The organism is Pseudomonas sp. F8002 (assembly GCF_013385495.1).
Taxonomy (GTDB): domain Bacteria; phylum Pseudomonadota; class Gammaproteobacteria; order Pseudomonadales; family Pseudomonadaceae; genus Aquipseudomonas.
This window is the reverse complement of the sequence record NZ_JACAPW010000001.1, coordinates 1-12442: the sequence shown is the minus strand read 5'-3', so window position 1 is coordinate 12442 and position 12442 is coordinate 1. Positions and strand designations below refer to the sequence as shown.

Sequence of the window (12442 nt, the reverse complement as noted above, 5' to 3'; positions counted from 1 at the left end):
AAGACTCTTGCAAAAATGAGCGCAGCGACCTCAAGCAACGACCGCAAATCCACTGCTTTCGCCCATCACAAACAGCTTTGCAAGAGACTCACCCCACAAACGAAAAAGCCCCGTCGCGAGACAGGGCTTTTCCAGCAACTACGTAATTATGCCGCGACGACTTCAGTCTTCGGGACAATGCTCACGTAACGGCGGTTGAAAGCGCCTTTTACTTCAAACTTGATCACGCCGTCGATTTTAGCGAACAGAGTGTGATCTTTACCCATGCCAACACCGTAACCGGCGTGGAATTGGGTGCCGCGCTGACGCACGATGATGTTGCCCGGAATGATAACCTGGCCGCCATACATCTTCACGCCAAGGCGTTTGGCTTCTGAGTCGCGACCGTTACGGGTACTACCACCAGCTTTTTTGTGTGCCATGAGTCAATTCTCCTAGTGAGGAATTAGGCTGAAATTAAGCCTGAATACCGGTGATTTTGATCTCGGTGTACCACTGGCGGTGGCCCATACGCTTCATGTGGTGCTTACGACGACGGAACTTGATGATGCGGACTTTATCGTGACGACCTTGGGAGATCACTTCAGCCACAACGGTAGCGCCTGCAACAACTGGAGCGCCGATGTTCACGTCATCGCCATTGGCGACCAACAGAACGCGATCAAAAGTAACGGATTCGCCAGTAGCGATTTCCAGCTTCTCGATCTTCAGGTATTCACCTGGGGCGACCTTGTATTGCTTGCCACCAGTAACAATTACTGCGTACGACATGGTATTTCTCCGATAATCCTGCTCACCCAGCGCTTTATAAGAAGAGGTATTGGCTGGCATGGCTGCATGGGATGGACGTCCCGAATGCAATTGCGTAAGGCAGGTGCTGCCCAGGAAGTTCAGGGTGCGCGATTGTACGCAAGCTATGGAGGTGTTGCAAGTAGCCGTCTATCGCGCCTTGACACTACGGGACGTGGGTCCTAGCATGCCGCGCAACCCTTCTGGAGCGACTGTCGCTGATGCAACCCCAAGCTTTCTACCGCGCGGTGGCGGACGATTTTAGCGCCGTCGACGGCATCATCAAGAAGCAGCTGACTTCTAAAGTGCCGCTGGTCTCCAAAATTGGCGACTACATTACGTCGGCCGGCGGTAAACGCCTGCGTCCTTTATTAGTGTTGCTGTGTGGCAAGGCCCTGGGCCGCGAAGGCGATGACCTGCGCCTGCTGGCCGCGACCATCGAGTTCCTGCACACCGCCACCCTGCTGCACGACGACGTGGTCGACATGTCCGGCATGCGCCGTGGTCGCGAGACGGCCAACGCGATGTGGGGCAATGCGCCGAGCGTGCTGGTGGGCGACTTCCTGTACTCGCGCTCGTTCGAAATGATGGTCGAGCTGGGCTCGATGCCGGTGATGAAGATTCTTTCACAGGCCACGCGCATCATCGCCGAAGGCGAAGTGTTGCAGCTGTCGAAGGTTCGCGACGCCAGCACCACCGAAGAAACCTACATGGAAGTGATTCGCGGCAAAACCGCGATGCTCTTCGAAGCCTCGACCCACAGCGCCGCCGCCCTGTGCGAAGCGACGCCCGAGCAGAGCGAAGCCCTGCGCACGTTCGGCGATCACCTGGGCGTGGCCTTCCAGCTCGTGGACGACCTGCTGGACTATCGCGGCGACGCCGAAACCCTGGGCAAGAACGTCGGTGACGACCTGGCCGAGGGCAAGCCGACCTTGCCACTGATCTACACCATGCGCGAAGGCACGCCGGAACAGGCCGCCCTGGTGCGCAAGGCGATCCAGAAAGGCGGGATCGAAGACCTGGAAAGCATCCGCGAAGCCGTGGAAGCCTCGGGTTCCCTTGAATACACCGCGCAACTGGCCCGTGACTACGTGGCTCGCGCGATCCAATGCCTGGAAGCCCTTCCAGCCAGCGAATACCGGGACGCCCTGGTTGAGCTGAGTGAGTTCGCGGTCGCCCGTACTCACTGATTCTGCTCTGCTCCATGTAGGAGCTGGCTTGCCTGCGATTGCATCACCGCGGTGTAACAGACAAACCGAGGTGCCTGCATCGCAGGCAAGCCAGCTCCCGCAGCGTTCTCTGGCGTTGCTGCCCCCTGCCCGGCTAAAACCCTATACAATGTGCGCTTTTTAGCCATCCTGAAACCAAAGGAGCTTTAGTGAGCACGTTGCCACCCTGCCCGAAATGCAATTCCGAATACACCTACGAAGATGGCGCCCAGCTGATTTGCCCGGAATGCGCCCATGAGTGGGCCGTCGGCGGCGAAGCCGAGGCGGCCAGCGATGAATCCGTGAAGAAAGACTCTGTGGGCAACGTCCTGCAGGACGGTGACACCATCACCGTGATCAAGGACCTCAAGGTCAAGGGCACGTCCCTGGTGGTCAAGGTCGGCACCAAGGTCAAGAACATCCGCCTGTGCGATGGCGACCACGATATCGACTGCAAGATCGACGGTATCGGCCCGATGAAACTCAAGTCCGAGTTCGTCCGCAAGGTCTGAATATGCTGCCTCCATCCCGCGCCCTGCACGGGATGGCGCTTCACCCTCCCCGCGTCACTTCCGCACTGGCGGCAAAAGGCCAGGCCTTTTGATCAAAAACAATATCCACACAGAAAAGTCCGGAAATGGCCAATAGGGACTTGCTATTCTACGAATAAGAATTATTCTCATTGAAACCCATCAAGGAGATACTTCCCATGACTTATTTGATCGATGCCTGGCTGGACCGTCCACACCCTTACCTGCGAATCCTCCATCGGGAAACCGGGGAAGTCTGCGCGGTGCTGGAAGAAGAGGCGTTAAGCGAACTGCAGGATCAGGGCGACCTGGACGTCAATGGCCTGAGTTCCAGTGAGCCCGGGGTGCTGAAGGAAGTGGTGAGAAATCTGTTTCTGTTCTGCTATGCCCGAGCGTTGCGCCCGGTGACGGATCTCAATGGCAAGTTTCATCCATGAGCAACCGCGCAAAACACTGCAGGAGCGAGCAGGCTCGCTCCTGCAGGTAAGGTCTTACAGAACGTCGAGCAGCTCGACGTCAAACACCAGAACGCTGTGCGGCGGGATGCTGCCAACGCCTTGAGCGCCGTAAGCCAGTTCGCTCGGCACGTACAGGCGCCATTTGCTGCCGGCATTCATCAGTTGCAGGGCTTCGGTCCAGCCGGCGATCACGCCGCCAACCGGGAATTCCGCAGGCTGGCCGCGCTCGTAGGAGCTGTCGAACACAGTGCCGTCGATCAGGGTGCCGTGGTAGTGAGTACGCACCTGGTCTTCGCGGGTCGGCTTGGCGCCGCTACCTGCAGTCAGCACTTCAAATTGCAGGCCGGAAGCCAGGGTGGTGATGCCGTCACGCTTGGCGTTTTCAGCCAGGAAAGCCAGGCCTTCGCCAGCAGCAGCTTCAGCCTTTGCAGCGGCTTCGGCTTGCATGATTTCGCGGATGACCTTGAAGCTGGCGGCCATTTGCTCCTGGTCCACACGGCTAGGCTTGCCGGCAAAAGCGTCGGTCAGGCCAGCCAGGATCGCGTCCAGGCTCACGCCCGGTGGCGGGTTGTCGCGCAGCTGGTCGCCCAACTGACGGCCAATGCCGTAGCTCACGCGGGTTTCGTCGGTGGACAGATTAACTTCGGACATGGAAAGGCTCCGCTGTAGGACGACACAGGTGCCGTCCAAACTAAAAGGGCGAGCAGACTAGCACACAAGCCACACCCTTGATGAGCCCCGCGCAGGAGAGCGCCAGGGGCTGATTAATGCTTGGTAACCTTGTCCAGGTAGCCCATGGCAAACGCCGACACCACGAAGGTCATGTGAATGATCACGTACCATTTCAGGTGCTCGGGATCGACGTTCTTGGCGTCCATGAACACCCGCAGCAGATGGATCGACGAAATCGCCACGATGGACGCCGCGACCTTCATCTTCAGCGACGAGGAGTCCATGGTCCCCAGCCAGTTGAGCTTCTCCTTGCTTTCGTCGATGTCCAGCTGGGAGACGAAGTTCTCGTAGCCGCTGATCATCACCATCACCAGCAGGCCCCCCACCAGGGCCATGTCGATCAACGACAGCAGCACCAGGATCACATCCGACTCGCTCATGGTGAACACGATGGGAATCACATGAAACACTTCCTGGAAGAACTTCAGGCCCAGCGCCAGCAGCCCCAGGGACAGCCCGAAATAGATCGGCGCCAACAGCCAGCGTGAGGCATACATTGCATTTTCGATAAAGCGTTCCATTGAATCTCACACAGCTTGGCTAAAAATGGCGGCGAGTATACCAGCCGCACCCAAACCCCAGAAACCGTCGAGAAAACTGATCTGTACGGCATCTGTTAAGGAATTTTTCTGCTAGTGTCGAGCTCATCAACTCGGCTCGATGATGTCGGACAGGAAAACTCAGATAATGGATGTGCGATCCCCTTTGGCCAGCCTTGGCCTGTGTGCGGCGTTGCTGATGGGCAGCGGTTGTTCCCCAAGCGATGAACACAAGCAAGCCAGTCTCGAAGAGAAAACCGCCAAGTTCGAACAATCCCTGGACGCCATCCAGGACCCCAAGCTCAAGGACGCCGTGTCCGAGCTTGGAGGCTCGCTGCTGTTGCTGGAACGGGCACGGGCCAAGCTCGCCACCAAGCCCATCGAGGCCGAGTACAGCGAAGACGCCCTGGCGCTGCTCAAGCATTACCCTACGCCGCAGGCCCTGGTCGATACCTACATCAATGGCCTGTTTGTCCTGCGCAAGGCGTCCCATTCGGACTACCTGACGGACCTGCAGCCGATCTTCCCGTTCAACTTCAACATGCCCGACCAGTTCCCCTTCCCTCACGGCCTGGAATGGCAGTCGGTGACCCTGAGTAACAACAAGGTCATCCCGTTCCAGCCGGAATGGTCGGAAACCGACCCGGGCATCCAGTTGAGCCCCACCAGTTCCAACCTGACCAACCCCGATGACCTGACGGTGACCTACCCGTTCGTCGAAGGCGTCGAGACGGAGAACAAAAGCCAGCCGCAGCCCGTCACCCTCAAGGGCAAGGTGGAAGTGATTGCCCCGCGTAAAGTCTTCACCTTCGACTTGTCGAAAAAGGACGTGGGCCGCAAGCGCACCGAAGAAAACGTCACCGTCACCCTGCTGGCCCTGGAAAAGAACTACGCCGAGATCGAACTGACCAACAGCGCCCCGCTGGCGCCGGAAGTCGCGGACGAATCGCCGAACCCGTTGCTGGTGCAGGCTCGTGACACCACCGGGCAATTTCTCTCGCGCTCGGGCTCGATCAACGAAAACGCCGCGCAACTGGCGTTCTACGAGAAGCAACTGGCCGAAATGCAGAAGCAGAAGGCCTGGTCCGACGCCTTCGAGAAACAGCTGGAAGACGAGCAGAAAGCCTTCGAGCTCAAGCAGAATAGCCATTACACCAAGGTGTACTTCAATGGCCTGATCGACAATGTGCAAGTCAGCGTGCTCGACTTTTCCCAGGCCACGGTGACCCGCAAGGACCTGGACCTGCCCGTACGGCGCTTCGACAAGAACAGCCTGGAAAAAACCGTACAGCCGTTGCCGATGCCCGTCACGGTGTATGACGACCAGGCTGCGGATTGGCTCAAGGACGCCACCCTGTCCGAAGACCAACTGAAGAAAAGCGTCACCATCAACCAGTCGGTGGATGACGCCAGTGCGGCGCACGTTGAGTTCGATCACCCCTACACCTTCAACGACGACCTGCTGGGCGAGGACCGCGGCGGCGGCGATGCCCCGGTGACGTTCCTCACCGCCAACGACGAAGGCAAGCTTGGCGAGCCGATCGAACTGCCCGCCGAAGCCTACGAGGTCGACCCGGGGCGCGGCACCATCACCTATGACTTGAACCTGTTTCCTGAAAACCCGGGGTTTGCCGTCGGATCGATGCCGCTGTTCCTGGCGACCATCGAGAAAGGCAGCCTCACTGCCGGGCAACTGCCCAAGGGCCTGGAGCTGAAGGACAACGCGCTGATTGTCGACCAGAAGCTGTTCCCCTCTGACAGCTGGCGGTTCTATGCCAAGGACGCCAGCGGCAACTACCTGAAGGAAATTCTCGGCGTCAGCCACCGCGCCGAGGAATACGGCACGGCGCTGTTCGACGTGCATTACTTCTACGGCCAGCCGACGACATTGGAAACCTACCAGCGCACCGGCCTGGACACGGTGCAGTATGGGTTTGAGGTGAAGCTGGACAAACCCGAGGCGGCCCCTGCCCCCAAGCCATAGCCCCTCCCCCGTAGCAGCTGTCGAGCGCCAGCTGCTACGGGGAGTGCGGTCAGCGGATATCGCTTAGCACCGTCTGCCGCCCACCATTGAGTTGTCGCAAGTGCGCCTGCAGGTGCAGGCACCAGATCTGCGGGTCGTCAGCCAGCTCGTACCCGTGCAGGGTCAGGCTTTCAACAATCGAATCGAGGATGGTTTGTGCCACGAAAGGTCCGTGGAACGGGCCTTGGGACTTGATGGTGGAGGGTTGTTCGCCGGTCATTCCGGCGGCAAACAACAAGGTCCACATCCCGGTATCCCCCGCGAGAGGGCGAATGGAACATTCGATACGGGTGACCAGGCCCAGGCACTGGCGGGTGAGGCAGAGGTTGCGCGACATGGCGGCGACCCTCGGTAGATCCGGTATTCAGCCTCGCAGGGCAAGACTGTTTCTATCCAGCGACTCCTGTGGCTATCCCTTGAGCTGAGAATAGAAGAAACCCGGTACAAACCAAGGCTGGGGGACCAACGGACGACTGCCGTCACGACGGCGTCAAAAATATGCCGAAGGGACCTGGAACCAGGCCCCTTCGGCATTGATTACACCGGCTTGGTCTCAGCCAGAGCTTCCTGCGCCAACTCCTTCTCGGCTTCCTTCAGGTCATCTTCGCTGATCATCTCGGCGATCGCCCGCAGACGCTCCACCACCCGCGCATTGACGCTGCCTTCGGGGAACTGCCCCTCCTCGTCGGGCGAACCCGCAGGCTCACCCACCAGCAGGCTCAAGGCCTCGTCGGCCTGACGCACCGCATAGACGTGGAATTGCCCCTGCCGCACGGCCTGCAACACCTTCTCATCGAGCATCAGTGTCGCGACGTTGGCCTGGGGAATGATCGCCCCCTGCTCGCCGGTCAGCCCGCGGGCCTCGCAAAGACGGAAGAACCCTTCGATCTTCTCGTTGACCCCGCCGACCGCCTGCACCTCACCAAACTGGTTGATCGAGCCGGTGATGGCAAAGCACTGCTTGAGCGGCGTCTTCGACAGGGCCGAGATCAAGGTGCAGGCCTCGCCCAGGGACGCGCTGTCGCCGTCAACATAGCCGTAGGACTGCTCCAGGGCGATACTCGCCGAGATCGCCAACGGGAATTCCTGGGCATAACGGCTGCCCAGGTAACCGGTGAGGATCATCACGCCCTTGGAGTGAATCGGCTGGCCGAGGTTAACTTCACGCTCGATATCGACGATGCCGCTGCCGCCCGGGTACACCGTGGCAGAAATCCGCGCCGGCACACCGAACGCGGAGTCACCCACCTCCAGCACCGTCAGCCCGTTGCACTTGCCCACCGCCGCGCCGGCGGTGTCGATCAGGATCACCCCGGCGAGCATGTCGTCGAGAATCCGCGCCGACACCCGCCCGGTACGCGTGGCCTTGGCCTTGAGTGCGCGCTCGATGTGCCCGGAGTCGGTGCGCTCATCACCGGCCAGGTGACGAATGAAGTCCGCCTCGCTGACCAGCTGGAACAAATCACCGATACGCGCCGACAAGCGGCCCTGGTTCTCCGCCAACCGCGCGCTGTAGGTCGCCAGCCGCGCCACCGCATCGGAGGTCAACGGCGCCATGCCTTCTTCCGAGGTGCGGGTTTTCAGCAACTGGGCGAACTGCTCCAGGCTTTCATCCACCATCGGGATGTCTTCGTCAAAATCCACCAGTACCCGGAACATCTCCTGGAAGTCCGGATCCGCGTCCTGCAACGCGTAGTACAACTGGCGGGAGCCGATGATGATCACCTTGAGCTGCAACGGGATCACTTGCGGGTTGAGGGTCACCGTGGCCAGGCGGCCCAGTTCGCCCAGCGGTGATTCCATCTTCAGCTTGCGCGATTGCAAGGCACGCTTGAGGGCGTCCCATACAAACGGCTCGCTGAGCATCTTTTCGGCTTCAAGGATCAGGAAACCACCGTTGGCACGGTGCAGCGCACCCGGGCGCAATTGGCGATAGGTGGTGTAGAGCGCGCCCTGGTCGGTGCTGTATTCAATACGGCCGAACAGGTTGTCGTAGGTCGGATGCGGCTCGAAGACCACCGGCGCGCCACCGTTGATCGGATGCCCCACCACCAGGCTCGGGCAGTACTGTTCTTCCAGCAACTTGCGGGCCTGGGCGTCGGTTTTCGCGTCGTCCACCAACTGCTCGACCACGGTTTTCAGCAGGTAGACCTGCATCGCCTGCAAGTAGCCGCAGACGGCCGCGTTCTCCGCATATTTTTCGGACAACGGCGCCAGCAGTGGCTGCAAGGCCAGCGTGATGGTTTCTTCGTTGAACTGACGCATCTGGTTATTGGACTCGCGCTTCCACTGGGGCAGGCTGGCGAGTTCTTCGTTGAGGCGTTCTTCCAGTTCGGAAATATCGGTGTGGAAACGCTCGCGGTCGGCTTCGGGCAACTGCGAGAACTCGGCCTCGTCCAGGGCCTTGCCGTCGAGCATCGGGGTAAACGCAATGTTGGTGCTGTCACGGTACAGCGCCACGTCTTTTTCCAGGGCCAGGCGCTCGATGACGTCCAGGGCACGGTCGTAACGCTGGTTGAAGGCACGGTCGATGGCGCTTTTGCGCTGTTGATACGTCGGGTGTTCAAACACCGCCGGGAAGGTCGCGACCAGGTTGTCGATCAGGCCGTTGATATCGGAGATGAACGCGGCAGCACCGCCCGCAGGCAGTTCCAGCGCGCGGGGTTCGCGAGGCTCATCGAAATTATTGACGTAGACCCAGTCGGCCGGGGTCTGCAGGCGCTTGCCTTCGGCCTTGAGGTAGCGTTTGACGAACGAAAAGCGCCCGGTACCGGGCTCGCCCATCACAAATACGTTGTAACCGGGGCGTGGCATGGCCACACCAAACTGCAAGGCTTCGACCGCACGTTCCTGGCCAAGCACACCGCGAAAGGGCTCCAAATCATTGGTGGTCGAGAAGCTGAACTGTTCAGCGGAAAAAGGACGAGTCAGCGCTTCGGGCGCTAGACGCAAGCTGGCAGCAACAGGATCAGGCATCGGGCTTCCTTACATCAGGCGGGGCAGATGACGGCATTCTGGCGCCGGGTTGGGCCGGCTGGCAAGGACGGCTTGGGGAAAGCATAGACCCGTGTTCGGGGCTGTAAAAAAACCGAGTGTTTCCGGCTTGTTTCATAAAAAGTCACGGAACCCTTGGATCATGCCTAAACTCCAACCTGCTGCGGGTTGGACTAATAACCGACCCCTAGGGTGCTGTCAGGCACCTGAACCCTTGTCCATTGGTTTGCACACAAAGAGAACAAAGCTATGAAACGGATCCTTCTCGGTACTCTCTTCACCGTCGTCTCCCTCAATGCAATGGCAGAAGCGCCAGGTGGCCCGAACTGCGGTTGGGGCAACATGTTGTTCGAAGGCCAACGCGGCACTCCGGCTCACTTCCTGGCCTCCACCACCAACGGTACCTCGGGTAACGCCACGTTCGGCATGACCTCGGGCACCAACGGCTGCAGCACCAACAGCGCACTGACCTACGGTGGCAAATCGTGGATTGCCATGAATGGCATGATGAACGAGCTGTCCGAAGACATGGCCAAGGGTAACGGCGAAGCGCTGACTACCTACGCTGTAGTACTGGGCGTTGCTCCTGAAGACCGCGAGCACTTTGCCGCTGTGACTCACGAGCACTTCCAGCAAATCTTCAGCAAGGCTGACGTAACCGCTGATGACGTGCACAACAACACCCTGGCTGTACTGAAAAGCGACACCCGTCTGGCGAAATACGCTACCCAGGCTTAAGCTCGACCCGCCCGTGCCTTTCGAGGCACGGGTTTTTATTATTTTTGGACCTGCCTCCCCTTTGGGTCTTTTTATCTCGACTTAAGTTGCCCACATGCTCAAACGCCTTGCCTACCTGGCACTCTTCGCCTGCGCCCCGCTGTATGCGGCGCCGCACCTTGATGATCAACGTTTGCAGCAACTGGCCAACGACCCGTTCTGGCTTTCGCTGGGGCACTACGAATCCGGCAAGTTCAAAGGCTGGCGCAGCTATGTCAGCGACAAGAAATTCTTCCTCGCTCCCGATGGCGCCCACCATCCGGACCAGGAGCTGAAGGCCACTGTCGAGGCGCTGTATGCCCCGGCCAGCCTCGGCGAAAAGCACGCCCAATGCGTTTACCCGGCACGTACACGCTGGCTCAAGGACCAGTTGCACCTGACGGACTTGCCGACGCTGGACTGCAAGGAGTTCAAGCAATGGTTCAAGGACGTCGCCCCCCACAGCGCGGTGATGATCTTCCCGGCGGCCTACCTCAACAGCCCGTCATCGATGTTCGGCCATACCCTGCTGCGCATCGACCAGGCTGACGTGCAGAGCAACAACACCGCCCTGCTCAGCTACGCGATCAACTTTGGCGCCTATATCGAAGGCTCGGACAACAGCATCCTCTACGCCTGGAAGGGCCTGATGGGCGGCTACCCGGGCCTGTTCGCGCTGGTGCCCTACCAGGAAAAACTCTCGGAATACCGTAGCCTGGAGAACCGCGACCTGTGGGAATACCGCCTGAACCTGACCCAGGTCGAGACCGAGCGCATGGTCGAGCACGTGTGGGAACTCAAGCAGATCCAGTTCGACTATTTCTTCTTCGACGAAAACTGCTCCTATCGCCTGCTGGAACTGCTGCAAGTGGCCCGCCCAAGCCTGCGGTTGACCGAACAATTCCCGCTGACCGCCATCCCTACCGACACGGTAAAAGCCGTGAAAGAAGCCGGCCTGGTGGAGAAAATCGATTACCGCCCTTCCCGTGAACGGGAGCTGCTGGAACGCGCCAAGCCGCTGGACAGCGACGAGCAGCAATGGGTGCTGAAGATCAGCGACGACCAGAAACAACTGCAGGACCCGGCCTTCAAGGCTATCGCCAAAGACCGCCAGGCCCTGATCATCGACGCCGCCTACCGCCTTGGCCGCTACCGCGCCAACGGCCTGGAGCGCGACACCGAACGCTCCCAGCGCAGCTTCGAACTGCTGCGGGCGATCAACCAGAACCCGGCGCCGGACCTGAAGATCGAACGCCCCGGCCTGCCCGAAGACGGCCACGAATCCCGCACCTGGCAAGCCGGCATCGGCACCCGGGGCGACAAGGCCTTCGGCGAATACGGCCTGCGCATGGCCTACCACGACCTGAACGATAACGCCGAAGGCTTCCCCTTGGGCGCACAGATTGAAATCCTGCAAATGAAACTGCGCCAGTACGAAGGCAACCACTGGCAATTGCAGCAACTGGATCTGGCAACCATCCGCTCACTGACCCCACGCAACGAGCTGCTGCAGCCGTGGTCGTGGCAAGTCACCGGCGGCCTGGAGCGCGTACCGGGCAAGCATGACGACGAGACACTCGTCAGCCACGTCAACGGTGGCGCGGGCGGCACCTGGCAACTGCGCGACGACATGCTTGGCTTCGCCCTCGGCACCGTGCGCGTGGAGCACAACAGCGACTTCGGTGAAGCCATCTCCCCGGCTGCCGGGTTCAATACAGGTGTGTTGTGGCGCAACCCGCTGGGCAACCTGAGCCTGGAAGCCAAGGGTGACTTCTTCACCAATGGCGAGGTGCGGCGCAGTATCAGCCTGAATCAACAGTGGGAATTGTCGCGCAACCTGGGGCTGAGACTGAGTGCGCAGCGGGAATACAGCCACCTCGCGACACCGGTGAATGAGGTGATGCTAGAGGTGAAGTGGTACCACTATTAATCACCGAGCCGTAGATCGTTCCCACGCTCCGCGTGGGAATGCATCCTGTGACGCTCCGCGTCACGACCTTTAAAAGCGGACGCAGAGCGTCCATAGCGGCATTCCCACGCAGAGCGTGGGAACGATCACTAAAAGGAGCTTCAACCCACATGGCCGTTAATTGCACCAGCCTTGAACAAGTCCGAGAAAACATCGACCGTCTTGATCGCCAGATCGTCGCACTATTGGCCGAACGGGGCGGCTTTGTTTCCCAGGCTGCGCGGTTCAAAAAAGACAGCGATGGCGTCAAGGCACCGCAGCGGGTTGAGCAGGTAATTGCCAAGGTTCGCGATCTCGCTGATACCGCTGGCGCCAATCCGGACGTCACAGAGCACGTCTACCGGGCGATGATTGCAGCGTTCATCCAGCAAGAACTCGCAGAGCACGCCGCGCTGACACCAGACTGAACCACACAATAACCTTGTGGCGAGGGAGGCCCCACCC

At 59.8% G+C, this 12442-nt stretch carries 13 protein-coding genes; 7 read left to right on the top strand and 6 right to left on the bottom strand.

Annotated elements, in window-relative coordinates; translation table 11 throughout:
• Positions 1-146: 146 nt before the first annotated feature.
• Together rpmA and rplU are read right to left on the bottom strand one after the other, a co-directional pair.
• Complete coding sequence (rpmA, locus tag HX811_RS00065) at positions 147-422, bottom strand: 50S ribosomal protein L27 (protein WP_003215862.1); 276 nt, start codon at positions 420-422, stop codon at positions 147-149.
• Between the two features lie 34 nt (positions 423-456).
• Positions 457-771, bottom strand: a complete 315-nt coding sequence (gene rplU, locus HX811_RS00060) for a 50S ribosomal protein L21 (RefSeq protein WP_003176051.1) — start codon at positions 769-771, stop codon at positions 457-459.
• 239 nt (positions 772-1010) lie between these two features.
• Between rplU and HX811_RS00055 the strand changes: the two genes are divergently transcribed.
• The 3 genes from HX811_RS00055 to HX811_RS00045 all read left to right on the top strand — a co-directional run bounded on the left by HX811_RS00055 (position 1011) and on the right by HX811_RS00045 (position 2964).
• Positions 1011-1979 carry a polyprenyl synthetase family protein gene (locus tag HX811_RS00055; RefSeq protein WP_003215860.1) on the top strand — a complete coding sequence of 323 codons (969 nt, stop codon included), beginning with the start codon at positions 1011-1013 and terminating at the stop codon, positions 1977-1979.
• 188 nt (positions 1980-2167) lie between these two features.
• Positions 2168-2509, top strand: coding sequence for a zinc ribbon domain-containing protein YjdM (locus HX811_RS00050; protein WP_003215858.1), 342 nt, complete (start codon positions 2168-2170; stop codon positions 2507-2509).
• 197 nt (positions 2510-2706) lie between these two features.
• Complete coding sequence (locus HX811_RS00045; RefSeq protein ID WP_003215856.1) at positions 2707-2964, top strand: hypothetical protein; 258 nt, start codon at positions 2707-2709, stop codon at positions 2962-2964.
• Between the two features lie 54 nt (positions 2965-3018).
• Here the strand turns inward: HX811_RS00045 and HX811_RS00040 are convergent, their stop codons facing one another.
• Both HX811_RS00040 and HX811_RS00035 read right to left on the bottom strand, forming a co-directional pair.
• On the bottom strand, positions 3019-3636 hold the full coding sequence (locus tag HX811_RS00040; protein WP_003215854.1) for an FKBP-type peptidyl-prolyl cis-trans isomerase: 618 nt from the start codon (positions 3634-3636) through the stop codon (positions 3019-3021).
• A gap of 113 nt (positions 3637-3749) precedes the next feature.
• Positions 3750-4238, bottom strand: coding sequence for a TIGR00645 family protein (locus HX811_RS00035; protein WP_003215853.1), 489 nt, complete (start codon positions 4236-4238; stop codon positions 3750-3752).
• 166 nt (positions 4239-4404) lie between these two features.
• Between HX811_RS00035 and HX811_RS00030 the strand changes: the two genes are divergently transcribed.
• Positions 4405-6240 carry a hypothetical protein gene (locus HX811_RS00030; RefSeq protein WP_003215851.1) on the top strand — a complete coding sequence of 612 codons (1836 nt, stop codon included), beginning with the start codon at positions 4405-4407 and terminating at the stop codon, positions 6238-6240.
• A gap of 49 nt (positions 6241-6289) precedes the next feature.
• Here the strand turns inward: HX811_RS00030 and HX811_RS00025 are convergent, their stop codons facing one another.
• A complete protein-coding gene (locus HX811_RS00025; RefSeq protein ID WP_003215849.1) occupies positions 6290-6616 on the bottom strand; it encodes a hypothetical protein in 327 nt (108 codons plus the stop codon).
• 200 nt (positions 6617-6816) lie between these two features.
• On the bottom strand, positions 6817-9255 hold the full coding sequence (locus HX811_RS00020) for a Lon protease family protein (RefSeq protein ID WP_003215847.1): 2439 nt from the start codon (positions 9253-9255) through the stop codon (positions 6817-6819).
• 267 nt (positions 9256-9522) lie between these two features.
• On the opposite strand from HX811_RS00020, the gene HX811_RS00015 reads away from it, so the two are divergent.
• The 3 genes from HX811_RS00015 (at position 9523) to HX811_RS00005 (ending at position 12405) form a co-directional block, all read left to right on the top strand.
• Positions 9523-10011 (top strand): DUF3015 domain-containing protein, encoded by a 489-nt coding sequence (locus tag HX811_RS00015; RefSeq protein ID WP_003215845.1) that lies wholly within the window; start codon positions 9523-9525, stop codon positions 10009-10011.
• Between the two features lie 94 nt (positions 10012-10105).
• Positions 10106-11959, top strand: a complete 1854-nt coding sequence (locus HX811_RS00010) for a DUF4105 domain-containing protein (protein WP_177020432.1) — start codon at positions 10106-10108, stop codon at positions 11957-11959.
• A gap of 149 nt (positions 11960-12108) precedes the next feature.
• Entirely contained in the window at positions 12109-12405 is a 297-nt protein-coding gene (locus HX811_RS00005) for a chorismate mutase (RefSeq protein WP_003215840.1), read from the top strand.
• The last annotated feature ends 37 nt before the right edge of the window (positions 12406-12442 follow it).

Excerpts from the sequence above, each read along its gene's own strand:
- rpmA (WP_003215862.1), bottom strand. The coding sequence starts at position 422 with ATGGCACACAAAAAAGCTGGTGGTAGTACCCGTAACGGTCGCGACTCA.
- rplU (WP_003176051.1), bottom strand. The coding sequence starts at position 771 with ATGTCGTACGCAGTAATTGTTACTGGTGGCAAGCAATACAAGGTCGCC.
- HX811_RS00055 (WP_003215860.1), top strand. The coding sequence starts at position 1,011 with ATGCAACCCCAAGCTTTCTACCGCGCGGTGGCGGACGATTTTAGCGCC.
- HX811_RS00045 (WP_003215856.1), top strand. The coding sequence starts at position 2,707 with ATGACTTATTTGATCGATGCCTGGCTGGACCGTCCACACCCTTACCTG.
- HX811_RS00040 (WP_003215854.1), bottom strand. The coding sequence starts at position 3,636 with ATGTCCGAAGTTAATCTGTCCACCGACGAAACCCGCGTGAGCTACGGC.
- HX811_RS00035 (WP_003215853.1), bottom strand. The coding sequence starts at position 4,238 with ATGGAACGCTTTATCGAAAATGCAATGTATGCCTCACGCTGGCTGTTG.
- HX811_RS00030 (WP_003215851.1), top strand. The coding sequence starts at position 4,405 with ATGGATGTGCGATCCCCTTTGGCCAGCCTTGGCCTGTGTGCGGCGTTG.
- HX811_RS00025 (WP_003215849.1), bottom strand. The coding sequence starts at position 6,616 with ATGTCGCGCAACCTCTGCCTCACCCGCCAGTGCCTGGGCCTGGTCACC.
- HX811_RS00020 (WP_003215847.1), bottom strand. The coding sequence starts at position 9,255 with ATGCCTGATCCTGTTGCTGCCAGCTTGCGTCTAGCGCCCGAAGCGCTG.
- HX811_RS00015 (WP_003215845.1), top strand. The coding sequence starts at position 9,523 with ATGAAACGGATCCTTCTCGGTACTCTCTTCACCGTCGTCTCCCTCAAT.
- HX811_RS00010 (WP_177020432.1), top strand. The coding sequence starts at position 10,106 with ATGCTCAAACGCCTTGCCTACCTGGCACTCTTCGCCTGCGCCCCGCTG.
- HX811_RS00005 (WP_003215840.1), top strand. The coding sequence starts at position 12,109 with ATGGCCGTTAATTGCACCAGCCTTGAACAAGTCCGAGAAAACATCGAC.